At 38.4% G+C, this 25,922-nt stretch carries 25 protein-coding genes; 6 read left to right on the forward strand and 19 right to left on the reverse strand.

The genetic code is table 11. The features are described from left to right. Positions 1 to 1,572, forward strand: coding sequence for a cation:proton antiporter domain-containing protein (locus FCS21_RS13010; RefSeq protein WP_138623981.1), 1,572 nt, complete (start codon positions 1 to 3; stop codon positions 1,570 to 1,572). Between the two features lie 72 nt (positions 1,573 to 1,644). Here the strand turns inward: FCS21_RS13010 and FCS21_RS13015 are convergent, their stop codons facing one another. The 13 genes from FCS21_RS13015 to yceD all read right to left on the reverse strand — a co-directional run bounded on the left by FCS21_RS13015 (position 1,645) and on the right by yceD (position 12,335). After that, positions 1,645 to 2,412 (reverse strand): TatD family hydrolase, encoded by a 768-nt coding sequence (locus tag FCS21_RS13015; protein ID WP_138623982.1) that lies wholly within the window; start codon positions 2,410 to 2,412, stop codon positions 1,645 to 1,647. 114 nt (positions 2,413 to 2,526) lie between these two features. Next, complete coding sequence (locus FCS21_RS13020; protein ID WP_138623983.1) at positions 2,527 to 2,853, reverse strand: PilZ domain-containing protein; 327 nt, start codon at positions 2,851 to 2,853, stop codon at positions 2,527 to 2,529. Between the two features lie 41 nt (positions 2,854 to 2,894). Continuing rightward, the gene (locus FCS21_RS13025; RefSeq protein ID WP_138623984.1) at positions 2,895 to 3,908 is read right to left on the reverse strand and encodes a DNA polymerase III delta subunit-related protein; all 1,014 of its coding nucleotides are present in this window, start codon (positions 3,906 to 3,908) and stop codon (positions 2,895 to 2,897) included. 9 nt (positions 3,909 to 3,917) lie between these two features. Next, positions 3,918 to 4,556, reverse strand: coding sequence for a dTMP kinase (gene tmk, locus FCS21_RS13030; RefSeq protein WP_138623985.1), 639 nt, complete (start codon positions 4,554 to 4,556; stop codon positions 3,918 to 3,920). A gap of 68 nt (positions 4,557 to 4,624) precedes the next feature. Next, a complete protein-coding gene (gene mltG, locus FCS21_RS13035; protein ID WP_138623986.1) occupies positions 4,625 to 5,629 on the reverse strand; it encodes an endolytic transglycosylase MltG in 1,005 nt (334 codons plus the stop codon). 66 nt (positions 5,630 to 5,695) lie between these two features. Continuing rightward, on the reverse strand, positions 5,696 to 6,514 hold the full coding sequence (gene pabC, locus FCS21_RS13040) for an aminodeoxychorismate lyase (protein ID WP_138623987.1): 819 nt from the start codon (positions 6,512 to 6,514) through the stop codon (positions 5,696 to 5,698). A gap of 204 nt (positions 6,515 to 6,718) precedes the next feature. Next, positions 6,719 to 7,957, reverse strand: coding sequence for a beta-ketoacyl-ACP synthase II (fabF, locus tag FCS21_RS13045; protein ID WP_138623988.1), 1,239 nt, complete (start codon positions 7,955 to 7,957; stop codon positions 6,719 to 6,721). Positions 7,958 to 8,166: 209 nt separating this feature from the next. Then, positions 8,167 to 8,400, reverse strand: a complete 234-nt coding sequence (acpP, locus tag FCS21_RS13050; RefSeq protein ID WP_011043112.1) for an acyl carrier protein — start codon at positions 8,398 to 8,400, stop codon at positions 8,167 to 8,169. 159 nt (positions 8,401 to 8,559) lie between these two features. Next, positions 8,560 to 9,306 (reverse strand): 3-oxoacyl-ACP reductase FabG, encoded by a 747-nt coding sequence (fabG, locus tag FCS21_RS13055; RefSeq protein WP_138623989.1) that lies wholly within the window; start codon positions 9,304 to 9,306, stop codon positions 8,560 to 8,562. Between the two features lie 117 nt (positions 9,307 to 9,423). After that, positions 9,424 to 10,362, reverse strand: coding sequence for an ACP S-malonyltransferase (gene fabD, locus FCS21_RS13060; protein WP_138623990.1), 939 nt, complete (start codon positions 10,360 to 10,362; stop codon positions 9,424 to 9,426). A 149-nt stretch (positions 10,363 to 10,511) separates the two neighbouring features. After that, positions 10,512 to 11,561, reverse strand: coding sequence for a phosphate acyltransferase PlsX (gene plsX, locus FCS21_RS13065; protein ID WP_138623991.1), 1,050 nt, complete (start codon positions 11,559 to 11,561; stop codon positions 10,512 to 10,514). A 42-nt stretch (positions 11,562 to 11,603) separates the two neighbouring features. Then, complete coding sequence (gene rpmF / locus FCS21_RS13070) at positions 11,604 to 11,774, reverse strand: 50S ribosomal protein L32 (RefSeq protein WP_033094454.1); 171 nt, start codon at positions 11,772 to 11,774, stop codon at positions 11,604 to 11,606. Positions 11,775 to 11,822: 48 nt separating this feature from the next. Then, positions 11,823 to 12,335 (reverse strand): 23S rRNA accumulation protein YceD, encoded by a 513-nt coding sequence (gene yceD, locus FCS21_RS13075; RefSeq protein WP_138623992.1) that lies wholly within the window; start codon positions 12,333 to 12,335, stop codon positions 11,823 to 11,825. A gap of 293 nt (positions 12,336 to 12,628) precedes the next feature. On the opposite strand from yceD, the gene FCS21_RS13080 reads away from it, so the two are divergent. Next, positions 12,629 to 13,234 carry a Maf family protein gene (locus tag FCS21_RS13080; RefSeq protein ID WP_138623993.1) on the forward strand — a complete coding sequence of 202 codons (606 nt, stop codon included), beginning with the start codon at positions 12,629 to 12,631 and terminating at the stop codon, positions 13,232 to 13,234. Here the strand turns inward: FCS21_RS13080 and FCS21_RS13085 are convergent. Both FCS21_RS13085 and rluC read right to left on the reverse strand, forming a co-directional pair. Next, positions 13,224 to 13,892, reverse strand: a complete 669-nt coding sequence (locus FCS21_RS13085; protein ID WP_138623994.1) for an HAD-IA family hydrolase — start codon at positions 13,890 to 13,892, stop codon at positions 13,224 to 13,226. The two genes, FCS21_RS13080 and FCS21_RS13085, sit on opposite strands and share 11 nt — an antisense overlap. 2 nt (positions 13,893 to 13,894) lie before the next feature. Further along, positions 13,895 to 14,995 carry a 23S rRNA pseudouridine(955/2504/2580) synthase RluC gene (rluC, locus tag FCS21_RS13090; protein ID WP_138623995.1) on the reverse strand — a complete coding sequence of 367 codons (1,101 nt, stop codon included), beginning with the start codon at positions 14,993 to 14,995 and terminating at the stop codon, positions 13,895 to 13,897. A 750-nt stretch (positions 14,996 to 15,745) separates the two neighbouring features. Between rluC and rne the strand changes: the two genes are divergently transcribed. Continuing rightward, positions 15,746 to 18,910 carry a ribonuclease E gene (gene rne / locus FCS21_RS13095; RefSeq protein WP_138623996.1) on the forward strand — a complete coding sequence of 1,055 codons (3,165 nt, stop codon included), beginning with the start codon at positions 15,746 to 15,748 and terminating at the stop codon, positions 18,908 to 18,910. An 80-nt stretch (positions 18,911 to 18,990) separates the two neighbouring features. On the opposite strand, the gene FCS21_RS13100 is transcribed toward rne, so the two are convergent. Further along, positions 18,991 to 19,632: a bifunctional 4-hydroxy-2-oxoglutarate aldolase/2-dehydro-3-deoxy-phosphogluconate aldolase gene (locus FCS21_RS13100; RefSeq protein ID WP_138624017.1), complete on the reverse strand. Its 642-nt coding sequence runs from the start codon at positions 19,630 to 19,632 to the stop codon at positions 18,991 to 18,993. Between FCS21_RS13100 and FCS21_RS13105 the strand changes: the two genes are divergently transcribed. Further along, positions 19,631 to 19,864, forward strand: coding sequence for a hypothetical protein (locus tag FCS21_RS13105; RefSeq protein ID WP_138623997.1), 234 nt, complete (start codon positions 19,631 to 19,633; stop codon positions 19,862 to 19,864). The two genes, FCS21_RS13100 and FCS21_RS13105, sit on opposite strands and share 2 nt — an antisense overlap. A gap of 47 nt (positions 19,865 to 19,911) precedes the next feature. On the opposite strand, the gene pgl is transcribed toward FCS21_RS13105, so the two are convergent. Both pgl and zwf read right to left on the reverse strand, forming a co-directional pair. Further along, positions 19,912 to 20,607 (reverse strand): 6-phosphogluconolactonase, encoded by a 696-nt coding sequence (gene pgl / locus FCS21_RS13110; protein ID WP_138623998.1) that lies wholly within the window; start codon positions 20,605 to 20,607, stop codon positions 19,912 to 19,914. Continuing rightward, complete coding sequence (zwf, locus tag FCS21_RS13115; protein ID WP_138623999.1) at positions 20,607 to 22,076, reverse strand: glucose-6-phosphate dehydrogenase; 1,470 nt, start codon at positions 22,074 to 22,076, stop codon at positions 20,607 to 20,609. The genes pgl and zwf overlap by 1 nt, the downstream gene beginning before the upstream one ends. A 469-nt stretch (positions 22,077 to 22,545) precedes the next feature. On the opposite strand from zwf, the gene FCS21_RS13120 reads away from it, so the two are divergent. Both FCS21_RS13120 and pyk read left to right on the forward strand, forming a co-directional pair. Then, positions 22,546 to 23,394: a MurR/RpiR family transcriptional regulator gene (locus tag FCS21_RS13120; RefSeq protein WP_138624000.1), complete on the forward strand. Its 849-nt coding sequence runs from the start codon at positions 22,546 to 22,548 to the stop codon at positions 23,392 to 23,394. Positions 23,395 to 23,515: 121 nt separating this feature from the next. After that, a complete protein-coding gene (pyk, locus tag FCS21_RS13125) occupies positions 23,516 to 24,967 on the forward strand; it encodes a pyruvate kinase (protein ID WP_138624001.1) in 1,452 nt (483 codons plus the stop codon). 95 nt (positions 24,968 to 25,062) lie between these two features. Here pyk and FCS21_RS13130 read toward each other — a convergent pair whose 3' ends face one another. Further along, positions 25,063 to 25,905 carry a LytR/AlgR family response regulator transcription factor gene (locus tag FCS21_RS13130; RefSeq protein ID WP_138624002.1) on the reverse strand — a complete coding sequence of 281 codons (843 nt, stop codon included), beginning with the start codon at positions 25,903 to 25,905 and terminating at the stop codon, positions 25,063 to 25,065. Positions 25,906 to 25,922 lie beyond the last annotated feature (17 nt).

Below are 25,922 nucleotides of genomic sequence, written 5' to 3' on the forward strand. Positions count from 1 at the left end.
ATGGACTTTATCTGGATACTTTTCGCTTTTACCTGTGGTTTAGCTGCAAAAAAAATATCACTTCCACCATCCATTGGGTTTCTAGCCGCAGGGTTTATTCTTAATATTGCTGGTTATCAAGCAGATGCAAGCTTAAGCTTATTAAGTAATCTGGGTATTACCATCATGTTATTTACCATCGGCTTAAAGCTAAATATAACTAACCTATTTAAAACAGAAGTTTGGCTAGGCTGCTCTTTGCATACCCTACTGTGGATTATTGTCACGATAACCTTTGTTAAGATACTCGCGCTGATGTCGGTAAACTATTTCAGTGATTTAGACTTAATGACCGCAACCTTAATCGCTTTTGCGTTAAGTTTTAGTAGTACGGTTTGCGTGATAAAGTTACTTGAAGAAAATGGTGAAATGCGTACTCGCCATGGTAAATTAGCGGTAAGCATTCTGGTTATTCAAGATATTATTGCCGTTGCTTTTTTAGTCGCGGCAACCGGTAAAGTCCCTTCAGTTTGGGCATTTGCCCTACTTGGTTTATTCCTAATAAAGCCACTGATTAATAAATTGATTAATCATGTTGGTCACGGTGAATTAATCCCTTTAATTGGCTTTTTCTTGGCATTGGGTAGCTATGAGTTATTTGAGTTAGTCAATATTAAAGGTGATTTAGGTGCGCTACTTGTCGGTATGCTCCTCGCTTCTCACACTAAAGCGACTGAAATTAATAAAGCGTTAATGAGCTTTAAAGATATTTTCTTAATTGGCTTTTTCCTCTCTATTGGTTTTACTGCGATACCCACCTTTGAGATGCTCGGTTTAGCCACATTGTTAGTATTGTTAATTCCTGTTAAGTTTGCCATGTTCTATGGTATTTTTACCTTACTAAAAGTACGTTGTCGTAGTGCCTTTCTTAGTGCTTTATCATTAAGTAACTTTAGTGAATTTGGGTTAATTGTCGGTGCGCTATGTGTTGCCGCGGGTTGGTTAAGTAATGATTGGTTAGTGATTTTGGCATTAACCATGGCAGTATCTTTTATATTTACCAATATTATTTATCGTTTTGCCCATACCTTGTTCGCCAAACATAGGGATTTTTTATCTCGCTTTGAACGACAAGAAAAACTCGAAGAAGATATTTTCGCGCAACCTGAACAGCGACCGATTGTTATTATTGGTATGGGTCGCGTTGGTATGGGTGCTTATCGTGCTATCAATAGTCATAGCGGTGACTTGGCTTGGGGCTTAGATGCCGATAAAGAAAAAATCACCTCGCTGGCTGAGCAAGGCATAGATGCCTACTATGGCGATGCCGAAGACATACATTTTTGGGAAAGCTTAGATCTTTCTAAACTGGAATTGGTACTACTTACACTACCTTCAGTTCAAGATGCTATTTCTATTACCACGCAATTAAATGCCGCTAATTATAAAGGAAGAATTGCCGCTGTTGCTCGCTTTGACGATGAACGAGTGCAACTTGAAGAATTTGGTATTGATAAAGTATTTAACTTCTATACTGAAGCTGGGGTTGGTTTTGCCGAGGAAAGTTTAGCATTAATTCCTAAACCGGCATAATGAGCAAATAGCTCAGCGCTTTAGCTAATAATAAAGCCCAAACTCAGGGTTGGGCTTTATTGCCATCAATATTTAAAGTTTAAATAATCGATTAAAGTTATCCGTTGAAAGTTTCGCAATTTCTTCAACTGACTGACCACGAATGCTGGCTAAATGCTTAGCAACTTCGACCACATAAGCCGGTTGATTCTCTTTACCGCGATGCGGCACAGGTGCAAGGTAAGGTGCATCGGTTTCAATCAAAAATTTATCATCTGGCACTAGTGCTGCTACTTCTCTTAACTCATGGGCATTTTTAAAAGTAACAATACCTGAAAAAGAAATATAAAAGCCTAACGCTATTGCCTGCTCTGCCATCTCCCAACTTTCAGTAAAACAATGCAGAATACCGCCAACTTGATCTGCCCCTTCACTACGCAATAACGATAAGGTATCTTCTTGTGCGGCGCGAGTATGAATAATAAGTGGTTTATTTAATTGTTTAGCAACCTGAATATGCTTTTTAAAGGAGTCCAGTTGCAGTGCTTTAGTTTCAGGTGCGTAATGATAATCAAGTCCAGTTTCACCAATAGCAATAACACGCTCATGGCGACTTAACGTTAATAATTGCTCAGGAATAATTTCATCGTCTTGGTTTAGTGGATGAGCGCCACAAGTTAAAAACACATTATCATAATGGGTCGTTTTTTCTGCCATGGCAGGAAAGTCGGCTAAAGTGACGCTAACACAAAGCAGTTTATCTACTTTTGCCGCTTGGGCGGCATCAATAACATTATCGAGGCTATTATCATAAAGCGATAAGTTAAGGCGGTCTAAATGGCAATGAGAATCTATAAACAACGAGGAGCTCCTGTACTTAACTAGTTGATTGATTAAAAAGAATGTGAATAAGTGATAAGAAATGGCGCGCATAAATATAAAGCACAAATGCTTACCACATCTAAACAAAGCACTTTACATGGTCAATGTTGGCTCTGAAGAGTTTAATTGTCGAGCAATAATTTGTTCAATTTGATAGCGTACTTTATCGGGGTCTTTAACAAAGTTAATACCCACACCTGGCGGTGTACCATTTTGTGCGCCAATAGGGGTTAACCAACACACCTGACCATGAACAATCGATTCCTCTAACGCATCAGGTAATAATATTTTTAACTCAACATTGTCACCGAGTTCATATTGGCGTGGCGTTCGAACAAAAACACCGCCTTTGTTAAGAAAGGGCATAAAAGCAAGATATAAATCACGCTCTGAATGAAACTCTACCGTTAATGGTACCAAGATGCGCCCCCTATTTTGATAGTCTAACGATTTATTTATCGTTATGGTCTAACGATGCAATCTATCGTCATCAGTAGCTGCTCAACAGCTAATTGTCTATTCGTTTGACTATACGATTTTATCAGTTTATTACTACTGATGATAGCTTGATACAGTTGGTTAAGCACTGCTGCCGGTATTTTACGCTGAGCGTTTAGTGCCGCTTGCTGTTCTTGGTTAGCGAGGTAATGCTGTCTCATCAGGTTAGCCGTTATTTTTTCTAACCAACGCAAGCCATGTTTATTATCAACAAGTTGGCTAAGTAACTCACCTTCATTTTGACCGTTATAAATATAATTAATAACGTGCTGGGTAAACACTTTACATTGCTGAAAAACATCCTCGTCCGTTAACTCTGCTAAGTGCGATAAATTAACAAAAGCATGTTCGTTAAGCGTTTCCGTTATCATTGCGTTATCTGGTGATCGCACGTCATTATCCATAGAGGTTAACGAAGCATTTGATGAGCTAAGTTGCGCTAACAAAGCGGCACCGATCTTAGGTCTAATAATGTAAACAGCGCAGCGACTGATAATGGTGGGTAATAAGCTTTCAATATCCTCGGTTGTGAGCACAATATAGCTATTAGGGCTTGGCTCTTCTAACGTTTTTAATAAAGCGTTAGCGGCCGCTACTGTCATTCGTTGTGCTTGTGGAATATATATCGTTTTGACTTTACCTAAATGAGCCGTTTTTTCTAAAAAGGCATTACCACGGCGAATGTCGTCAACCCCTAAGGTTTTATTGTCGCTGTCCAATAATAGGTGATCGGGATAATTATTACTTTTTCTTAATAAACAGGCTTTGCATTGTCCGCAGGCATGATTAATAGTCTCCGATTCAGACGAATCTTGACTTGCTAAGGGCTGTTGACAAATTAACAAGGCAATTAACCACTGTGCTAAAACACCTTTACCAGAGCCTTCAATACCTTGGATAATAATGGCATGAGCTAAGCTTTTTTGTTGAAACTGTCGACTTAATTGTCGTTGTTTTTCACGGCAAATGGGTAACATATTTGCTTTCTAATCCACGGTTGCTTTAGCGATAAATTCACTGACAGTCGTCGCTATATCCTGATGTACTTTTAACATAGGCTGCGCGGCATCAACGGTAATAATAGTGGTATCTTGTGCTGCTAATTCTCGATATTTATCATGGACACGCATAAAAAAATCCATTTTCTCTAACTCTATACGATCTAAATCACCACGAGCTTGCGCACGTGATAAGCCAATATGCGGGTCTATATCTAAATAAATGGTGATATCAGGACAAAAACCTTTTAAGGTAATTTCTCTAATCGTATTCATGGTTGCTTCGTCAAAACCTCGACCACCACCTTGATAGGCACGCGAGCTTAAATCATGGCGATCGCCTATTACCCATTTTCCAGCAGCTAAAGTGGGTAATATTTTATTGGCCAATAACTGGCTACGACTCGCATACATCAATAATAACTCTGTTTCGACGGTGAGTTTTTCTTGATGGTCTACTGATTTGACCATATCACGTAACGCTTCAGCTAAAGGCGTACCGCCAGGCTCTCTGGTATTAACATAATCGATACCTTGCTCAATTAAAATATTTTCAATGACAGTGATGGCTGAAGACTTTCCTGCGCCTTCCATACCCTCAATGACGATAAACTTACCTGTAGACATAGTTAATATTTGACCTTTTATCAGTGATTTCGTGCTATATAATCAATTGTATTGGTTATATATGCTTGCTATTTTTGTCTTTGCTTTGCTAAATAACGTTTTACCGCCAGATTATGCTCAGCTAGCGTTTTACTAAATACATGTTTGCCATCACCACCACTGACAAAATAATAGTAATCACTCGTCGCTGGTTTTAGCGTTGCTTCGAGCGCAGATAAACCGGTTAAGGCAATAGGTGTTGGCGGTAGACCATTAATTCTATAAGTATTGTAAGCTGTTTTTTCACGTAAATGTGCACGGGTAATATCACCTTGATAACGTTTACCTAAGCCATAAATCACTGTTGGATCGGTTTGTAAACGCATTCTTTTACGTAAACGGTTAACAAATACTGAAGAGATAAGAGGTTGCTCAGCAATATAACTGGTTTCTTTTTCAATAATCGAGGCCATAATTAACGCTTGATAAGGTGTTTTATAAGGCAAATTTTCGGCTCTATTTTGCCATAAGTCCGTTAATGTACTTTGCATATTGGCATAAGCGCGCTTCAACAGTGTAATATCTTGCGTATTGGCAGTAAAAGCGTAGGTATCAGGAAATAACCACCCTTCTGGGTTTTCATAATGAATACCTAGACGAGCTGCCACCTCACTGACCCCTACATCAGCAATACTGTGCTTAATATAAGGATGCTCAGCGACTATCGCTAAAGCATCTTCAAAGCGTGTTCCTTCAATAAAGGTAATAGAAAACTGGTGCTCTTTACCTTCAACAAGCTGAGTTAATAATTGCGCTAACGTAGTCCCTTTTGTGATTTGGTACGTACCCGCTTTAATATTAGCTTTTTCAGGTAATAATCGCCCGTAATTTCTTAGCCAAAAATACGTTGGTATCCATTGCATTTGTACTAATTGTTTAGCAAAGGAGCTAATAGAGCTACCTGGTTTTATTGTTATAAAGTTATTTTTTTCAATCACTAGTGGCGCTTTTAACGCTTGATCAAATTGATAAACGACAGCACTAACACAGCCGAGCGATAATAATAATATAATAATAATAAATTTTTTGAGCACAAATTTCCCTTAAGGCTAATAAATGGCAGCTTGCTTTACTTCGATTGTTTAACTCAATGAGCTAATTTAGATCATACCTTGCATTCGCTGCTGAATTTGTTGCACAGCTTCAACAGCAAGGTGACGATTATTATATGTTTTGACCGGTATAATACCCATTAACGCATTACAGATAAACATACCTTGAACTTCTTTTAAGTCACTTAGCTTACTTTGACATATTTTTATCTTTGGATTTTGCGCGATAATAGTTTGTCGAATAATACCATTAACGCCTGACATTGATAGATCAGGGGTAGACAGTTGATCATCTAACCAATAAAACACATTAGCACTCGTCGCCTCGACTACATAACCTTGGTTATTCGTCACCACGAGATCATCTTCGATACGCTCATCAAGTTCCGCTCTTAATAATACTTGCTCAAGCCTATTTAGGTGCTTAAGCCCTGCCAGCATAGTACTGGTGCCAAGTTGTTGCTCGCTATCGCCAAGGGTAATACCTTTTTGCGCGAGTTCAGGGTAATGCTCAGGAAAATCAGACACCGTAATAATAATATTCATCGCATTATCATTAAGCCCTATTCTAGAATAGCCTCTGCCGCCACTACCCGTAGTTATCATAACTTTTAATACCGCTAACGAAAAAGTACTAGCAACGTTGGGTAATTGTTGGCTTAACTGGGTATGTAAATGCTGAATAAACGCTAAAGGAAGCTTTAATCGCTGACAACCAACGACCAAGCGTTCAATATGCTTAGCTAATAATATCACCTGACCATTGACAATTTTAGCGGTAGTAAATAAACCATCACCATAGGCTAAACCCCTATCGGTTAGGGCTATTGTAGTTTGTTGTTGACCATTTACAGAGCAATATTTCATCAGAGGCTACGCTAATAGTTAAAAGTAATAAGTAAAATAATATTATTAAAGCTCGATTATAAAAAAGCCTGAACACCAACTCAATAATGAGCTGAGTATTCAGGCTTCTCTATTATCTAACGTTATGGCTAATTACTGAGACGGTTAATGTGCTCGAATAACTTTATTAAGACCGCACTTTTAAAGTGATAAGCCTTTTACAGCTTAAATCTTTTTAAAGATTAACGAGCCATTAGTACCGCCAAAACCAAATGAATTACACAGTACATACTCAAGCTCAACATCACGTGCTGCACCCGCAATGTAATCAAGGTCACAACCCGCGCCTGGGTTATCTAGGTTGATTGTTGGTGGTACTTGGTTGTTCATCAGTGCTTGAATGCTAAAAATAGCTTCAACAGAGCCTGCTGCGCCTAATAAATGCCCTGTCATAGACTTAGTAGAGCCCATCATGACATTTTGTGCACTATCACCAAACACCGTTTTTACAGCATTGGTTTCTGCAATATCACCTGCTGGTGTTGAGGTACCATGAGCATTGATATAACCAATTTTGCTAACATCTACTTTGGCATCATTAATCGCATTTTGCATAGCACGCGCAGCGCCATCACCATTTTCAGGCGGTGACGTCATATGATAAGCATCGCCACTCATACCAAAGCCTACAAGCTCAGCATAAATTTTTGCCCCACGCGCTTTTGCGTGTTCATATTCTTCAACCACAATAACACCGGCGCCGTCACCCAGTACAAAACCATCACGGTCTTTATCCCAAGGACGAGAAGCAGCTTGAGGGTCGTCATTACGACGAGATAGCGCACGCGCAGCACCAAAACCACCCATACCCAGTGTTGTTGACGCTTTTTCAGCGCCACCAGCAACAACAGCATCAGCATCGCCGTAAGCAATCATACGTGCGGCATGACCAATGTTATGAACGCCACTAGTACAAGCTGTAGTAATAGCAATGTTAGGCCCTTGCAAACCAAACATAATAGATAAATTACCCGCGATCATGTTAATGATGGTTGAAGGCACAAAAAAAGGTGATAACTTACGTGGATTACCACCCGCTTGTAGTAACTTTTGATGATTTTCTTCAATTAAGCCTAAACCACCAATACCTGAGCCAATAGCTACGCCAATACGCGGAGCATTTTGCTCGGTCACTTCAAGACCTGAATCTTTGAAAGCTTGCACACCAGCAGCAATACCATATTGAATAAAAAGATCCATTTTTTTGGCTTCTTTTCGTTCCATATAATTTTGGGCATCAAAGTTTTTAACTAAGCCAGCAAATTTAGTAGGATAATCGGAGGTATCAAAATGATCAATACTGCCTATACCACTTTTACCAAGTAGTAGGTTTTGCCATGTTTCTTCTGCTGTGTTGGCTAGTGGGCTAAGCATGCCCATGCCAGTAACGACTACACGTCTCATAATAGCGTTGCCTCTGAAAATTAAAGGTATGACTCAATTATACCATTGCGTATACACTCGTTACCAAGTAAGCAGCATATGTATGCACTGCATTTTGTACGGTAATGAGTATATCGTTATGTTAAAGATAAAAAAAAAGCGGTCACTTACAATGAAGTATACCGCTTTTATTATTTTATTAAGCCCGATAAAATCGAACTTATTAACAATTACTGATTAGCAGTAACGTAATCGATTGCTGCTTGAACTGTAGTAATTTTCTCAGCTTCTTCGTCAGGAATTTCAGTATCAAATTCTTCTTCTAACGCCATAACTAATTCAACAGTGTCTAATGAGTCAGCACCTAAGTCATCAACGAATGATGAATCAATTTTTACTTCTGCTTCACTAACACCTAATTGTTCAACTGTAATTTTCTTTACGCGTTCTTCGATATTACTCATTTTATTTCCTTTACTGAAAGTTCATTTTTTCAAATTGTGTGTAGTGTATTCGCCAATAGCCTGCCATGCAAGCATCTAATTCAATTTTTTATTCTGGTCTAACCTGTTGAACTATTGAAAAATATTACAAAAAAACGTGTAAGCCATAATAATAAAGGCTTACACCATATACATACCACCGTTAACATGGATAGTTTCACCAGTAATATAAGCTGCAGCATCTGACGCTAAAAAGGCGACTGTTGATGCAATTTCTTCTGGTTTACCTAAACGGTTAGCCGGTACTTGTGAGAAAATCGCTTCTTTTTGCTCATCGGTTAGCTCTTTGGTCATATCGGTATCGATAAAGCCTGGAGAAACGGTGTTAACGGTAATACCGCGAGAAGCAACTTCACGCGCTAATGCTTTAGTAAAGCCAAGTAAGCCTGCTTTAGCGGTAGCATAATTGACTTGACCGGCGTTCCCCATAGTGCCAACAACTGAACCGATGTTGATAATACGACCAGTACGTTTTTTCATCATTGGGCGAATAGCTGCTTTACTTACTTTGAAAACTGACGTTAGGTTAGTCTCAATAATGTCTGACCATTCATCTTCTTTCATACGCATAAACAAGTTATCGCGCGTAATACCGGCATTATTGACTAAAATATCAATAGCGCCGTGTGCCTCTTTAATTGCAGTGAACATATCAGCAATAGACTCATCATTGGTCACGTTAAGTACTAAGCCCATACCGGTACCACTTTGAGCAGTTAAGTACTCTGCTATTTGATTAGCACCTTTTTCTGATGTGGCCGTACCAATGACAGTTGCACCAAGTGACTGTAATTGTTTGGCTATTGCTTTACCAATACCACGGCTTGCACCTGTCACTAAAGCGACCTTACCTTCTAAAGAAAACATATTTTTACTCACTATTTTTATTTTATAGCGTTAGCCTGCTAATTCAAAGTAACGCATTATTTATATGTATTTGATAATATTAATTTTAATCGCTTATTAACATAAGTAACATTAATATTAGCTGTCCATTAAGTCTTTGGTTTGTTGTAACGAGTCTGTAGTATTAAAACTGACACTGCGTAATGATTTATCTATACGCTTATTTAACCCTTGTAAAACTTTACCTGGACCAACTTCAACAACTTTTTCAATGCCTTGCTGAGCTAAGATAGTAATGGTTTCACTCCAACGTACGGGTGAATAAAGTTGCTTAACTAGTGCAGATTTTATTGCTGTGCTGGTTGTTTCACTAACCACATCAACATTATTAATAACACTAATAACAGGTGTATTAAAGGTAACTTTATCTAACTCAACAGCTAATTTATCAGCAGCATCGCTCATTAACGCACAATGTGATGGTACGCTTACCGGTAATGGTAGTACTCGTTTAGCTCCAGCGGCTTTACATAGTTCTCCAGCACGTTCAACGGCTTCTTTGTGACCGGCAATAACTACCTGACCAGGCGAGTTAAAATTCACCGCTGAGACCACTTGCTCTTGCTTGGCACTTTCACAAGCGCTAATAATTTTATCATCGTCTAAACCAATAATAGCGGCCATCGCGCCAACACCTGCAGGCACGCAAGCTTGCATAAACTCACCACGCTTTTCAACTAAAACAACGGCGTCACTTAACGAGAAAACGCCAGCACAGACTAGCGCTGAGTACTCACCTAAACTGTGACCTGCCATGACATCAGGCATTACTGTCGATTCTGCTTGCCACACGCGCCATAAAGCAACACTGGCCGTTAATAAAGCGGGTTGAGTAAAATTAGTTTGATTAAGTTTTTCTGCTGGACCTTGAGCAACTAATTGCCATAAGTCATAACCTAGCGCTGCTGATGCTTCTTTAAAAGTATCTTGTACGATACTGTGCTCTGCAAAGTCACTGAGCATGGCAACAGTTTGTGATCCTTGTCCTGGAAAAACGAATGCTAATTTATTGTGCATATTGATACTCTATTTAAGTTCTGTTTAGGTTTTATGTAAAGTCTATAGTAAGTTCAAATTAAATTTTTATGGATAATACGTTAATATTAAGTCGCTGAAAAAATAAGTAATTTAGTTTATTTACTCTATAAGTGTAACGGGAAAAGTAATTATCGAACGGTAAAATTATGTTCAAATGAATTTTTAATTTTCTCAGGAACCTGCCTTTCAACTTCCTTTATCGCCTCTTCTATGGCAGATAAAAAAGCACTCGCATTTGCATTACCATGACTCTTAACCACTATACCGCGTAATCCTATCAAACTTGCGCCGTTATACTGGTCGGGGTTCATGGTTTTGAAGAGTTTTTTAAAGCTTGGTTTAATCAATGAACCAAATAATTTAGCTAATAAGCTCGCACTGAAGGCGGTTTTAGATTTTTGATAGACTAAGCGTGCCACACCCTCACAGGTTTTTAATGCCACATTGCCAACAAAACCATCACAAACAATAACATCAGCTTTATTAGAAAAGATATCACAGCCTTCAATAAAGCCTACATAGTTAATATCTTTATTCTCACTTAGTTCAAGTGCCGCCATTTTTATATGGTCGCTACCTTTAATGGCTTCTTCACCCATGTTAAGTAGAGCAATACGCGGCTTAGTAATACCATCAACCTGCTCGGCCATCACTGAGCCCATTACACCAAATTGATATAACACATGTGAATCACAAAAAACGTTTGCGCCTAAATCAAGCATAAATACGCGTTTTTTAGCGTCGTGAGTAGGTAAAGAAGAAATAAGCGCTGGACGCTCTACCCCGGGTATATTCTTTAAGACAAAGTGTGCCATTGAAAATAATGCACCCGTATTACCCGCGCTTACACAAGCTTGTGCTCGTCCTTCATTAACAAGGTCAAGCGCTTTGCGCATCGATGAGTCTTTTTTGTTTCTCAAAGCAACAATAGGTTTATCCGACATTAAAACAACTTCTGTGGTCGGAAAAATACTTAACTGTTTATGATTAGCTAATTGTTCTGGGGAGATTTTTAAACGAGCGAGGTTTTTTGTAATGATGTCTGCATCACCACAAAGAATAAGGTGCAAGTTAGGCTGTTTTTTAATAGCCATTATTGCTGCAGAAATTGTTATAGAGGGGCCATGGTCGCCCCCCATAACATCTAACACTATGGTTAGATCACTATTTAAGCTCAAACTACGTAAGCCTAAACTATTTTACAATAACGAAGTAACCGCTTATTTAGCGATTACTTTAACGCCTTTGTAAAAACCATCAGCGGTAACATGGTGACGACGATGCGTTTCACCAGATACTGGATCTACTGATAAGTTTTCTACTGTTAATGCATCATGTGAACGGCGCATGCCACGTCTTGAACGAGATTTTTTACTTTTTTGTACTGCCATGAGTTACTCCTGAACAGGTTATAAGTTAAAAGACTTTATGCCTATCAACTATTTGAGTTGTTTTAATAAATCAAATGGATTTGGCTTCTCAAGCTCTTCTGGCAATTCACCCCAAACTGAATCAGCATCAGCTGAACAATCTTGAATGTTGTGCCGTGGAATTAACGGGATAGCAAGCATTAACTCTTCCTCCACTAATTCACGCAAGTTTACTTCGCCATTTTCATCTAATTCGACTACGTCATAATATGACGGTATTTTCTCAGCGGCTTCCTCATTTTTGGCCGGACTAAAAGTAAAATCTACTTCAAGTGCCTTATCAAAACTTTCGTTACACCGCTGACAAGTTAATGCAACTAATGTCGAACTTGACCCTGACATAACTGTCAAACCAAGCTCATCGACATCAAACTTCACACTAACTTGAACATACTCGCTTCTGCTTTCGCATTCAGCAAGCAATCTAGTCATATCAGACAATTTAAACACACCTTCGCACACGAGTCTGCGTTGCGCGCTACGTGATGGGCTAATTGTTACTGGAAGTTTAAGATTCTGCATAAGGCGCGCATATTATATTTCCTACAGGCAAGTGTCAAAAGAAAATTGCACTATTTTGTTTAAAAGCCCAAGATAGTCCCAATATTAATAGTAATCGTTGATTAATTGCTTATTTTGACAACAATCATACCGTTAATAAAAGTCCAGTTAGCTATCGCTATTGATAGTTATAGGACTTTACAATAATCTTATATTATTCAATGAAAAAAATTATATAGACAGATTTTATAAAGATAGACTTAATATAGCTATGTCAGTCTGCCTATAAAATATCATCACAAAAAAGGCTCCTTATGAAAACCTTAGTATTAGGCTCTACCTCCCCATTTCGTAAATCTATTTTAGAAAAGCTACAACTGCCTTTTGATTGTGCAAAACCTGATATTGATGAAACAGAAAAAGCAGGAGAATCTCCGCAAGCTTTAGTTGAACGTCTTGCCATAGAAAAAGCTAAAGCGGTTAAAGCACACTACCCCAACGCGTTAATCATCGGCTCAGATCAGGTGGCGGTATGTGAGGGTGAAATACTAGGAAAACCTCATAATTTTGAGAACGGCGTGCTTCAATTAACTAAATTTAGTGGCAAAAGCATTACCTTCTACACCGGCTTATGTGTTTATGACAGTGAAAAAGATAAGGCGACTGCCTTGGTTGAACCTTTTACCGTACACTTTAACCAACTCAGTATAGAAGAAATACAAAACTACCTGCATGCAGAGCAACCTTATAACTGTGCGGGTAGTTTTAAAAGTGAAGGTTTAGGTATTTGTTTATTTAGTAAGCTTGAAGGTGATGATCCTAATACCTTGATCGGGCTACCATTAATTAAACTTGTTTCGCTATTAAAGCAACATGGTCTCGATGTATTAGCCGAGCAAGGCAAACTGACTAAGCCTTAGCTAAAACCCGACTAGGCAATAGTAATTGTTGTAATTGCGCCAATGAATCAACAATCGCAACGGGTTGGTATTGCGTTAATATTTCTCTGTCGTGTACACCTAGAGTAATACCTATGCTATCAATACCCGCTGCTTGCGCCATTTTCATATCGTGACTAGTATCACCAATCATCACCGCTTGTTCAGCACTAACCCCTAACTCTGCAATTAAGCTTAATAACATTTGCGGATCAGGCTTAGAGCGCGCTTCATCGGCACAACGTGAGGCATGGAAAAAATGCTCTGTTTGTGTCGCTGAAAAAACCCGCTGTAAACCTTCTCGGCCTTTGCCAGTCGCTACCGCTAATAATTTATCCTCATCCTTCAGTGCTTTTAATAACGTTAAGGCATGTTCAAATAAAGGTGAAGGCGTTAAATCGGCTTCCACATAGTGATATTTATATTGCTCACGCAACACAGCCATATCCGTTTGAGAAGCACCTGGAAATAAGATATTAAGCGCCTTGGGTAAACTTAAACCAATAATATCTTTGACGCTTTGTACTGTCGGTATCGTTAATTGGCAATACTGTGCTGAAGCCTGTATTGAGGAAACAATGCGAGCAATAGAGTCCATCAGGGTGCCATCCCAATCAAAAATAACTAATTTATAGTTCATCGTTATTCTTTTACCAACTTAGTTAACAGTTTCTCTAAACTTGCTTCTAGTGGCGCTTCAATTTTTAAGCGCTGTTCTGTGTGTGGGTGAGTAAACTCAATACTAGCCGCATGTAAGAACAGCCTTTTTAAGCCTTTGCTTTTCATTTGCTCGTCAAATTCTTCATGACCATACTTTGCATCCATAGCAATTGAGTGACCACTGGTTTGACAATGTACACGTATTTGATGAGTGCGACCTGTGACAGGAAAAGCTCTCACTAAGGTAGCGCCGCGATAACGCTCTAATACTCTAAAGCGAGTTTCAGACTCTTTACCAAGCTGGTTATCAACAATAACAACGCGTTCACCTGATTTTAAATCGTTTTTCTTAAGTGCAGCGGTTACTTTGGTCAATTTACTAGGCCAATGGCCTTTAACCAATGCATGATAAAATTTTTGCACGTTTTTTTCACGAAACTGTTCATGTAAATGACGTAACGTAGAACGCTTTTTAGCCACCAGTAAACAACCTGAAGTATCTCTGTCTAAACGGTGCACCAACTCTAACATTCTCGCTTCAGGTCTTAAGGCACGTAATGCTTCAATTAAACCAAAACTTAAACCACTACCCCCATGAACTGCCATGCCAGACGGTTTATTAATAACGATTAATCGATCATCTTCAAACAAAATTTGCTTTTCTAAACTAGCAACAACATTTAACCCCGTAGAGACGGTGTCTTTATCTTCTGACACGCGAATAGGCGCAATACGTAATTCATCGTTGATAACTAATTTATACACAGGTTTAATGCGCTTTTTATTAACTCTAATTTCACCCTTGCGCAATAAACGGTAAAGGTGGCTTTTAGGTACACCTTTTAGCGTTCTTAATAAGAAGTTGTCAATGCGTTGCCCTGCATCTTCACTATCGATAGTAATAAAGCGTACTTTCGCTTTTTCTAACGCGGGCTCGATCGCCGGCTCAATAGGCTTTTTCTCTAGCACAACTTTTTTTGGCGTAACTTTTTTCGGTTGACTGTTTTTCCCAACAATGCGGGATTGGCTCTTTAATTTAATTTTAGGCACGTGATTGGCTTTTTTGGTGTTAATTTCTTTCATGGCCAGAGTTTAACACACTTTATTTAGCTAATAATGCAATTAAGCTGCTTTTTTGTTGGCTAAATGATAAAGATAGTGGGATAATATGGAGGTTATTAGTTGATATTTAACGCTAACTGCTTAGCTAACTACTTAATGATGCAGTGTATATGAAGATATATAAACAAGTATGAAGGTATATGAATAAGTCATATTAATAATTCATACACGGCTAATCAACGTAACAATTTAACCCTAGATGCTTTAAAGAGAGACGTAAGAGGCAAACTGCGGCCACATCCCTATGCGATATTTTATGTAATGAACTGCTCATTTTAGCGTGTTTACCTAAAAAAAAGACATAGTGATAGTACGGCCTATTGTATTTGTTAACACAGTAAATCACCCTTATTGATGGTTTACTCATTGTAGCTTGTTAACAAAGCATAAACAGTTTTAACATTTTGATTTTAATCTGTTATCAGTCCAGCACCATAAAGCAATTATTATAAAAAATAATACCACCGCATATACGCTGGTATTTTGCACAGCACATCCGCTGAGCACATAAAGAAATAACTTAACATTGCCTACCTTAATGATTAAAGGCGATGATATAAAAAACAATCCGAACTTATAATAGCTTAACCTGATTTTATGGCAGGTTAACCATGACAACCGTGAGGTTGACAAATTGCTGTTACCAGAAAAACAGATTGCTTTGTGTACTAAGCAAGCGTTGTGTTGTGACTAAAATGAGTCCGACAAACTATGAAACGTATGTTAATTAACGCTACCCAATCAGAAGAATTGCGCGTAGCACTAGTAGATGGCCAAAAGCTTTACGATCTAGACATTGAAAGCCCTGGTCATGAACAAAAAAAATCTAATATTTACAAAGCAAAAATCACTCGTATTGAACCTTCTTTAGAAGCTGCTTTTGTTGACTATGGTGCAGATCGCCATGGTTTTTTACCAATGAAAGAAATTGCCCGTGAATACTTTCCTAAAGGCTACACCTTCCAAGGTCGACCTAACATTAAAGAAGTGTTGCACGAAGGCCAAGAAGTTATCGTTCAAATTGATAAAGAAGAACGAGGTCAAAAAGGTGCCGCATTAACTACTTTTATTAGCCTTGCAGGCAGTTATTTAGTGTTAATGCCTAATAATCCTCGTGCTGGTGGTATTTCTCGCCGTATTGAAGGTGATGAACGCACTGATTTAAAAGCCTCATTGAGTAAATTAGATTTACCTAAAGGCATGGGTTTAATTGTAAGAACTGCCGGAGTTGGCAAAGATTATGATGAACTAAAGTGGGATTTAAGTGTTCTTTTACATCATTGGCAAGCTATTACAGATGCGGGAAAAAGCCGCCCTGCTCCTTTCTTAATTCATCAAGAAACCAACCTAATTTTACGTGCAATTCGTGACTATTTACGTCGTGATATTGGCGAAGTATTAATTGACCGTCCTAAAACTTTTGAAAGTGTTAAAAAGCACATTGAAGTCGTTCGTCCTGACTTTTTAAGTAAAATAAAACTGTATAACAGCGACGTGCCTTTATTTACGCATTATCAAATTGAAACGCAAATTGAAACGGCCTTTCAACGTGAAGTACGCTTACCTTCTGGTGGTTCCATCGTTATTGACCCTACTGAAGCGTTAACCTCCATTGATATTAACTCAGCACGAGCAACTAAAGGTAGCGACATTGAAGAAACTGCTTTTAATACCAACTTAGAAGCAGCTGAAGAGATTGCTCGCCAATTACGTTTACGTGACTTAGGTGGTTTAGTTGTTATCGATTTTATTGATATGACACCTGTGCGTCATCAACGTGAAGTTGAAAACAGAATGCGTGATTCAGTTCACCAAGATAGAGCCCGTATTCAACTGGGTAAAATCTCTCGTTTTGGCTTGCTAGAAATGTCTCGCCAACGTTTACGTCCTTCTATTGGTGAAACAAGCCAAGGTGTTTGTCCACGTTGTAGTGGTACGGGCCATGTACGTGGTGTTGAATCTCTTGCTCTATCTATCTTGCGTTTAATGGAAGAAGAAGCAATAAAAGATAATACTCTACATGTACAAGCACAAGTGCCAGTACCTGTTGCCACTTATCTACTGAATGAAAAACGTCGCTCTGTTATGCATATTGAAAAACATCATAATGTCAGAGTGTTAATCATTCCTAATCCACATATGGATACGCCACAATATGAAGTGGTACGCGTTAAAAATGATGAAACGGTTGAAGAAGCAAGTTATGAATTACCGGTAAAACAAGCGGAACTTGAAGAAGCTAAAATGCCTAAATTCGATAAAGTGATAAACAAACCTGACGAACCATTAATTCAAGGTATGACATCACCAGCACGTGCTCCAAAAGCTGAAGTATCAAGTGCAAACACAGTATCGGTCGTAGCAACACAAACTAAACCTAGTGGCTTCTTTGGCTGGTTAAAAAGCTTATTTGTTACAGAAGAAAAAGTTGTTGAAACGAGTAAAGAAGAAAATAAAGAAGACACTACGCAACAAAAACCTAGACGTCCACAAGAAAGATCAAGAAACCAACAAGCCAAACGTCGTAACAACCGTAATGGTAATCGTAATGGCAATACTAGTCGTCATACTAGTGAAGACACGGCTAATCGCACTCCACGTGATGAAGAAGCAAACAAACCTAAAAGACAACCTCGTAAAAATGACAACAATGTAAATGTAGATAAAGACAAAGTTGTTAAAGAAGACAAAGTTGTTGAACGTCGTCAACGTAGAGCTAAACGCAAAACCGTACGTATTAAATCAACAGATAAAGTGGCTAATACCCAAAGCAATACGAGTAGTAAAGCAGCTGAAGCCTCTGTAGTTGCCAAAGCGGTTGACAGTGAAACAGTAGTAGATAGCCCTGTTGTTGATACCGTGGCGCAAAATGATGACAAACCACGTAATAGACGTTCTCCTAGACACTTAAGAGCTAACGGTCAACGACGTCGTCGTAACAACAATGGTACTGAAGCGACAACGCAAACAGTAACAAGTGAAAATGTTGTTGATGAGTCTGTAGCCGCTCGTTACCCTAGCTCTGCTGAGACTGTCGCTGCTAATAACAGCGAGCACAATAATGTTGCACCTTCTTTAGACAAAGACAAAGTAGTAACGAAAGACGTTACTACAAATGTTGTTGAAACAAGTGAAGCTGCACCAGTTAACGTGCCCGTTGAAAAACCAGCTGTTAAAGCGCCTATTGAAGAAAAAGTTGAAGCACCGTCAGAAAAAGCCATCGCGGTAGATGCGCAACAAGCTAAGAATGATGCTGGAACAACTAATATTGCTGAACCAGTAACTCAAGCAGTAACGCCGACAGTGACAAAAACGCAACAACCGATGCCGTTAGCGCAAACAGACGAGCCTGCTACGACAACTAAAGCTTCTACTGACATCGCTCCTGAAGTCGTTAAAAAGGATGTTCAGAAGAAAGCTAAAGACGTTGTGAAAAAATCGGATGTTGAAACAAAGGTAACGCCTGAAGTGACTACTGAAGCGACTAAACCGGTAAAACAACAAAAAGCTAAAGCGATTGACCCAGTTAATACTGACGTTAAAACCGATGTTGACACTGATAATGAGACTAGCAAGGAGCAACAAGCGAAAGTTGATGTTAAGGCGAAAGCGAAACAAACTAAAAAGCCGGCACCTGCAGCTAAAAAGGCAGTACCGAAGGATAAAAAATTAGCAAGACAAATTAAGAAAGCTAATAACCTGTCTGGTCATGCAACAGCGCCGATGACAAAAACGGAAACAATCACCACAATGAACGCACTCCCAACAAAGTTTATGGCAGATAGTGAGCGTCACGCTCATCAGTCATCAGGGAAAACCGCCATCATTGCAGATGTCATTAGCCGTAGTAGCGCACCAGCGACTAAGCCTCAGTAAAGTCGTAGCTTAACGTTACGCGTAAAAAAACCAGTTATAATGTTTATAACTGGTTTTTTTTTGCCTAGTGGATATAACGACTAATTAACCTGTGTTAACACTTGCTTGGCTAAGCGAGTGATTTCAGACCAATGTTTAAACTGAACAATGTCACTTGATACCAACCATGATCCACCACAGCAAGTCACATTAGCTAACGCTAAATAATCGCGAATATTAGTTAAATTAATGCCCCCTGTTGGACAAAAACGCACTTGAGGGAAAGGCCCACTCATCGCTTTAATCGCATTCACCCCGCCAGAGACTTCTGCTGGGAAAAACTTCAAGTGATCATAACCATGATCAGCACACTTCATAATATCAGAAATAGACGATACACCAGGGATCAATGCGATATTACTACTATTCCCCGCCTGTAATAAATCGGTTGTTACTCCTGGACTAATGGCAAATTTTGCTCCTGCATCATACGATTGTTGTATCAACTGACGATTAATAACAGTGCCTGAGCCAACAATGGCTTCAGGGAACTCTTTAGCAATAACACTGATAATATCAAGTGCCGCAGGTGTACGTAAGGTCACTTCTAATACCTTAATACCACCAGTCAATAACGCTTCTGCAACAGGTAATGCTTCTTCAACCTGGTTAAGTACTAGGACCGGCACAATGGGCCCCATGTTAAAAAGATCTTTGGGCATAATCTGCCAAGGTTTTGATATGGTCATAAATTTTCTTCATCAAATATGGCGAGCCTTACCTTGTAATAAGTATCACGCCTTTGTCATGGTTATAGTTATGGTTATGGTTATGGTTATGGTTGAGCATGATTGGCGAGCAATGAGCATGTTATTATATGCTTACATAATTGCACTCTTAGTCAGTAGCTTGTGTAAAGCGTTAATCATTTTTATCGTCTCTGATACACAAGCTGAAAAACCATGCGTTAAATGACGACACGATAAACCAACACGATCAACTCATCATGCTTCATAAAAAGATTAAGGGGCCCAGTAAACTTGCGTCTTGACTGTGTCATGGTGTAAGAAGGCTCTAATAGGCATAGTAAATACATCATTGCCTTGTAAGGCTTTGGTTAATACCTGCTGCTTTTGCTCGCCACACAAATGTAAAAAAATATGCTTACTTTGACTTAATGCTGAGAAACTAAAGCTAATGCGTTGATAAGGTGCTGTTTTGGGTAATACACTTAATAGCGCATTGTTATTATCGCTGGCTAAGCCTTGTGATATTTGCTCGCTACAAGGAAAAAGAGAAGCGGTATGACCATCTTCCCCCATCCCCAAAATCAACACATCTAACGGTAATAAGCCCTTATTAACGGCGATATTTAATTCATTGAGCGTTTTATCATTAAGTGATTCACCTTGCTTTAAATGAAAAAAATGTGCCGCTGACGCTTTATTTTGTAGTAAATTTTCATAAACTAAGCGGGTATTACTGTCTTTACTGTCAATAGCTACCCAGCGCTCATCAGCTAAGGTAATCGTGACTTTTGACCATTGAATATCACAGTGTGATAACAGTTTAAAAAAACCTTGGGGCGTTGAACCGCCTGAAACTGCAATACTGGCTTGCCCTTTAAGGTTAATCGCTTGCTCAAGGAGCTTACTTACGGACTCAGCTAAACAAATATCTAACTTGTTACGTGTTGAGAATGTTGTTAATTGTTGCATTATTCAACCCACTGGCGATCATCACGAGCGATTAAAGCAATAGAGGATACGGGGCCCCAAGAACCTGCTGCATAAGGTTTAGGTGCTTCATTCGTTGTTTGCCACGCGGCGATGATGCTATCAGCCCAAACCCAAGCGGCTTCAACTTCATGTCGACTAACAAATAATGATTGATTACCATTTAAAATTTCTAACATTAAGCGTTCATACGCATCAACAACACGTTCATTGTGGTAAGTATCTGAAAAACTTAAATCTAATTTATTTTCTTGAATAAGCATTTGTGACGCGATACCCGGTATCTTATTCATGATTTGTAATTCAACACCTTCATCGGGTTGTAAACGTATCGTTAATTTATTGGCTGGTAAGTCACTGTGGCTTTCTTGAAAAATATTGTGGGGTTGGGGCTTAAAATGCACCACTATTTCACTATGTTTTTTAGGCATACGTTTACCTGTGCGAAGATAAAATGGCACACCTTTCCAACGCCAGTTATCAATTTCAGCTTTTATCGCAACAAACGTTTCAGTATTGCTCTTCGCGTTGGCATCTTTTTCATTAACATAACCAGAAACAGCAACACCATTTAAAAAACCGTCAGTATACTGACCACGAACAGTTTTCTCTTTAATGTTTTCTCGGTTAATTGGTTTTAATGCTTTAACAACTTTAAGTTTTTCTGCTCGCACGCTTGTCGCACTTAAATCAGCCGGTGGCTCCATCGCCAACAGTGATAATATTTGCAATAAATGATTTTGTACCATATCACGCATTTGCCCTGCATCATCATAAAAGCCCCAACGACCTTCAATACCAACACTTTCTGCCACGGTAATTTGTACATGATCAATGCAGTTACGATCCCAATTATTAGTAAATAATGAATTCGCAAAACGTAATACTAATAGGTTTAATACGGTTTCTTTACCTAAATAATGATCAATACGGTAAGTTTGTTTTTCTTGAAAGTATTTTGATACTTGATTATTTATTTCAATAGAGGATTCAAGAGAGTGACCAATGGGTTTTTCTATAACTACTCGGTCAACATCACTAATTAACTTGGCATGATTCAAGCCTTTACAAATATCACCATAAATAGCCGCGGGCGTAGAAAAATAATATACCCGTATATTTTGTTGATTTGAAAGGAGTGTAGCTAACTGATCAAAGGTGCTATACGCTTGAAAATCGAGTGCTTGGTAAATTAATCGATTAATAAAACGCGCTAGGACAACGTCATCGATAGATTCGTTAACAAAACTATCTAAACTGTCGACAACAAAGTGTTTAAATTCATCAACACTGAGGGTTTTTCTTGCTACCCCGACAATACGACTGCCTTTATTAATTAGACCTAGAACGTCTAGTTGATATAATGCGGGAATTAACTTACGGTGAGATAAATCACCTAAAGCGCCAAAAATAACAATGTCATTTACGGATTGATAATCTACATTACTCATAGCGTTTCTCTTATATAAAAATGTATTGCGCTTTATCCTTTAATAAACTAAGTGGAATATGACACACAATGCTAATTTAGCGTTTATTTAATGATGAGTAAAGATTACTTTGTAACTTTATTACACAGGGTATTATTAATATTACGCGGATAGTTAATGAGCAAGATCCCATCGTCTTTCCAAGGATTTAAACGTATTTTAACTCGAACAAATATATCACTTTGGTCGATAATTAATAGCCTAACTGCTGGCTTAATAGCACTATCACTTCGTTAAGGGTTATAGACAGCTAAATGACTTCACTAACCTCGCTTGATAGTTTTTATACTGTTAATACTACATCATGAAATAATATTTCACTTTTTCTGTTGCTTAGAACGAAAATAAATTACAGTATAAGCAAAGTGGTTGAAATATAGCTTTATCCTCTATTTTAATCATAGATAAAATGATCTAGGATCAGAACACAATGAATATATTAGAAAAGATCACTAACGAACTTGATATACTGAGTAAATCAGAACGAAAAGTCGCTGAAGTTATTCTAGCATCACCAAGTACCGTTATTCACTTAAGTATTGCCGCACTTGCTAAACAAGCTAACATCAGTGAACCAACCGTTAATCGTTTTTGCCGTCGCTTAAATACTAAAGGTTATCCTGATTTTAAATTACATTTAGCGCAAAGCTTAGCCAATGGCACACCCTACGTTAACCGCCATGTTGATGAGAGTGATACTGCTGATCAATATACCTCAAAAATATTTGAATCAACCATGGCAAGTCTTGAGGTGACGCGTAAAAGTTTAGATAGCTATGATATTAATCGTGCTGTTGATGTGTTAACACAAGCGAATAAAATCTCTTTTTTTGGTTTAGGTGCATCAGCTATTGTCGCGCATGATGCGCAAAATAAGTTTTTTCGCTTTAATGTGCCCGTGGTTTATTTTGATGACATATTAATGCAACGTATGAGTGCTATAAATAGCTGCCAAGGTGATGTAGTTGTACTTATATCTCATACAGGACGCACAAAATCACTGGTTGAGGTCGCTAGTTTAGCAAAAGAAAATGATGCTACTGTTATCGGCATTACCACCACAGATTCACCCTTGGCTAAAGAATGTAGTATTGTACTATCAGTCGATGTAAGTGAAGATACTGATCTTTATATGCCCATGTCGTCACGCATTGCCCAGCTGGTGCTTATTGATGTGCTAGCGACCGGCTTTACTTTACGTCGCGGTAGTAAATTTATAGATAATTTGAAAAAAGTAAAAGATAGTTTAAAAAGCTCACGCTTTGATAAAAATGAGTAATGATGACACCATAAATATTACTCATATTAGCTAAAAATAACGGATGAACTTATTTGATGCCTGCCTAGTAAAATCACGAACGCGGCGTTAAATACGACACTAAAAAAGTAAGAGGATTATAATGTCTAGAAGAACTAAAATTGTTGCCACCTTAGGCCCAGCAACCGATGATATAGAAGTATTAAGAAAAGTATTAGCCGCAGGGGTTAATGTTGTTAGGCTTAACTTTTCGCACGGTATACCACAAGATCATATTGATAGAGCCAACAATGTTAGAAAAATAGCCAAAGAGCTCGGTATTTATGTGGGTATATTAGGGGATTTACAAGGTCCTAAAATCCGTATTTCTACCTTTAAAGACGGCCCAATCAAATTAGCTATTGGTGATAAATTTGAGTTAGATGCTACCTTGGAAAAAGGTCAAGGCTATCAAGAAAAAATAGGGATTGATTATAAAAAATTAGTACAGGATGTTAACACAGGTGATATTTTATTGCTCGACGATGGTCGCGTACAATTGAAAGTACTATCAACTTCTGACAACTCAGTCTTTACGATAGTGACTGTTGGTGGTCCGTTATCAAATAACAAAGGTATTAATCGCCAAGGTGGGGGTTTAACAGCGCCTGCGTTAACAGCTAAAGATAAAGAAGACATTAAACTTGCAGCAGAAATTGATGTTGATTTTCTAGCGGTTTCATTTCCTCGTGATGCAGCAGATATGCGTGAAGCACGCTTACTGGCACAAGAAGCTGGCTGTGATGCCCGTTTAGTGTCTAAAATTGAACGTGCAGAAGCAGTAAACGATGACAAAATTCTTGACGGTATTATTTTAGCTTCTGATGTTGTCATGGTTGCCCGTGGTGATTTAGGCGTTGAAATTGGTGATGCCGCACTGGTAGGCAAGCAAAAACATATTATTAACCGCTCTCGCCAATTAAATCGTGTGGTGATCACAGCAACTCAAATGATGGAAACCATGATTGAGCAACCTATGCCAACACGTGCTGAAGTTATGGATGTTGCCAACGCCGTATTAGATGGTACTGATGCGGTAATGTTATCGGCAGAAACTGCCGCGGGTAAATACCCGGTTGAAACTGTGACTGCTATGGCTAATGTCTGTGTCGGTGCTGAGCAGCATAGCTCTGTTAATATTTCTAACCATAGAATGGAACTTACCTTTAGTGAAGTGTCAGAAACTATAGCACTATCAGCTATGTACGCAGCAAATCACTTAGAAGGTGTTAAAGCGATTATATCGTTAACCGAATCAGGCCAAACCAGTAAGTTAATGTCACGCATTACCTCAGGTTTACCTATATTCTCGTTATCTCGCCATCTGAAGACATTAACTAAAACCGCAATATACCGTGGTGTTTATCCGATTGAGTTTGATTCACTGCCTATTAATAATGACAACTTATCTGATGAAATGGTAAAAGTAGTCCGCAGTAAACTTGATTTAGTAATAGGTGATAAGATCATATTAACCCATGGTGATATGATGGAAACTGTTGGTGCTTCAAATATCTTGAAAATTTTAACGATAACTAAGAAACACCTTAAATAACTGATATTTCATTTTGTAATGTCTCTACTTAAAAGCCATATATTATTGATATATGGCTTTTTTATTTTTATTAATAAAAATAAAAAAGCCACTCGTTAACTATTAACTGCCTGTTTTACTTTATCTTTATAACTACGACTTACTTTTAATTCTTTACCATTTGTTAACACTAAAATATATTCACCATTAACTTGGCTGCAAAACTTATCGATAACGTGTTTGTTAACTATCGTTGATCTATGATTGCGAATAAATGTTTTGGGATCTAAACACGCCTCGAGCTCTTTCATTGTTTTTCTTAAAATATGGGTACTTACCTCATTACTCTGGTGTTTGTCTGATAAGGTATGTACACACATATAATCGCCCGCTGCATCAATCCAAAGTATATCCTTTACCGGTACACGATTAACTTCACCAGCATCTTTAATCGCTAATACGTCAGAGTAGCTCGATAGCGTTAACTCTTGGTCATTGTCTAATTCCGTTAAAATTTGCTGATAATCATTACCCGTAACATCACTTACTAAACGCACTAACTTCGATTTATGAGCGCTATCCGCATTAGTTTTAAAATAATGTCTAATTTTATCAATGGATTGAGCTAAACGTTCTTCATCGGCAGGCTTTAATAAATAATCTAATGCATGTACTTCAAATGCTTTTAATGCATAGTGATCAAAGGCGGTCACAAAGACCACGACTGGCATAGCCAAACCTTGTTCGATTATATGCTCTAACACCTCAAATCCATTAAGTCCTGGCATTTGAATATCAAGAAACATAACATCTATCTGATAAGCCTTTATTGCTGCTAATGCTTCTCTACCGTTGCAGCATTGCTCAATCACGTTAATATCATTATGAGCTTTTAATCGAATTGCTAAGCCTTTGCGAGCCAGTGGTTCATCATCAACGATTAGGGTTGATAGTGACATAAAAATTCCTAAATAAT

Source organism: Colwellia ponticola, assembly GCF_005885605.1.
Taxonomy (GTDB): domain Bacteria; phylum Pseudomonadota; class Gammaproteobacteria; order Enterobacterales; family Alteromonadaceae; genus Colwellia; species Colwellia ponticola.

Excerpts from the sequence above, each read along its gene's own strand:
- rne (WP_138623996.1), top strand. The coding sequence starts at position 15,746 with ATGAAACGTATGTTAATTAACGCTACCCAATCAGAAGAATTGCGCGTA.
- tmk (WP_138623985.1), bottom strand. The coding sequence starts at position 4,556 with ATGTCTACAGGTAAGTTTATCGTCATTGAGGGTATGGAAGGCGCAGGA.
- pyk (WP_138624001.1), top strand. The coding sequence starts at position 23,516 with ATGTCTAGAAGAACTAAAATTGTTGCCACCTTAGGCCCAGCAACCGAT.
- rluC (WP_138623995.1), bottom strand. The coding sequence starts at position 14,995 with ATGAAAGAAATTAACACCAAAAAAGCCAATCACGTGCCTAAAATTAAA.
- FCS21_RS13085 (WP_138623994.1), bottom strand. The coding sequence starts at position 13,892 with ATGAACTATAAATTAGTTATTTTTGATTGGGATGGCACCCTGATGGAC.
- rpmF (WP_033094454.1), bottom strand. The coding sequence starts at position 11,774 with ATGGCAGTACAAAAAAGTAAAAAATCTCGTTCAAGACGTGGCATGCGC.
- pgl (WP_138623998.1), bottom strand. The coding sequence starts at position 20,607 with ATGCAACAATTAACAACATTCTCAACACGTAACAAGTTAGATATTTGT.
- FCS21_RS13010 (WP_138623981.1), top strand. The coding sequence starts at position 1 with ATGGACTTTATCTGGATACTTTTCGCTTTTACCTGTGGTTTAGCTGCA.
- FCS21_RS13080 (WP_138623993.1), top strand. The coding sequence starts at position 12,629 with ATGAAAACCTTAGTATTAGGCTCTACCTCCCCATTTCGTAAATCTATT.
- FCS21_RS13025 (WP_138623984.1), bottom strand. The coding sequence starts at position 3,908 with ATGTTACCCATTTGCCGTGAAAAACAACGACAATTAAGTCGACAGTTT.
- acpP (WP_011043112.1), bottom strand. The coding sequence starts at position 8,400 with ATGAGTAATATCGAAGAACGCGTAAAGAAAATTACAGTTGAACAATTA.
- zwf (WP_138623999.1), bottom strand. The coding sequence starts at position 22,076 with ATGAGTAATGTAGATTATCAATCCGTAAATGACATTGTTATTTTTGGC.
- FCS21_RS13120 (WP_138624000.1), top strand. The coding sequence starts at position 22,546 with ATGAATATATTAGAAAAGATCACTAACGAACTTGATATACTGAGTAAA.
- fabD (WP_138623990.1), bottom strand. The coding sequence starts at position 10,362 with ATGCACAATAAATTAGCATTCGTTTTTCCAGGACAAGGATCACAAACT.
- yceD (WP_138623992.1), bottom strand. The coding sequence starts at position 12,335 with ATGCAGAATCTTAAACTTCCAGTAACAATTAGCCCATCACGTAGCGCG.
- FCS21_RS13130 (WP_138624002.1), bottom strand. The coding sequence starts at position 25,905 with ATGTCACTATCAACCCTAATCGTTGATGATGAACCACTGGCTCGCAAA.
- fabG (WP_138623989.1), bottom strand. The coding sequence starts at position 9,306 with ATGTTTTCTTTAGAAGGTAAGGTCGCTTTAGTGACAGGTGCAAGCCGT.
- fabF (WP_138623988.1), bottom strand. The coding sequence starts at position 7,957 with ATGAGACGTGTAGTCGTTACTGGCATGGGCATGCTTAGCCCACTAGCC.
- pabC (WP_138623987.1), bottom strand. The coding sequence starts at position 6,514 with ATGAAATATTGCTCTGTAAATGGTCAACAACAAACTACAATAGCCCTA.
- FCS21_RS13105 (WP_138623997.1), top strand. The coding sequence starts at position 19,631 with ATGGTCATAAATTTTCTTCATCAAATATGGCGAGCCTTACCTTGTAAT.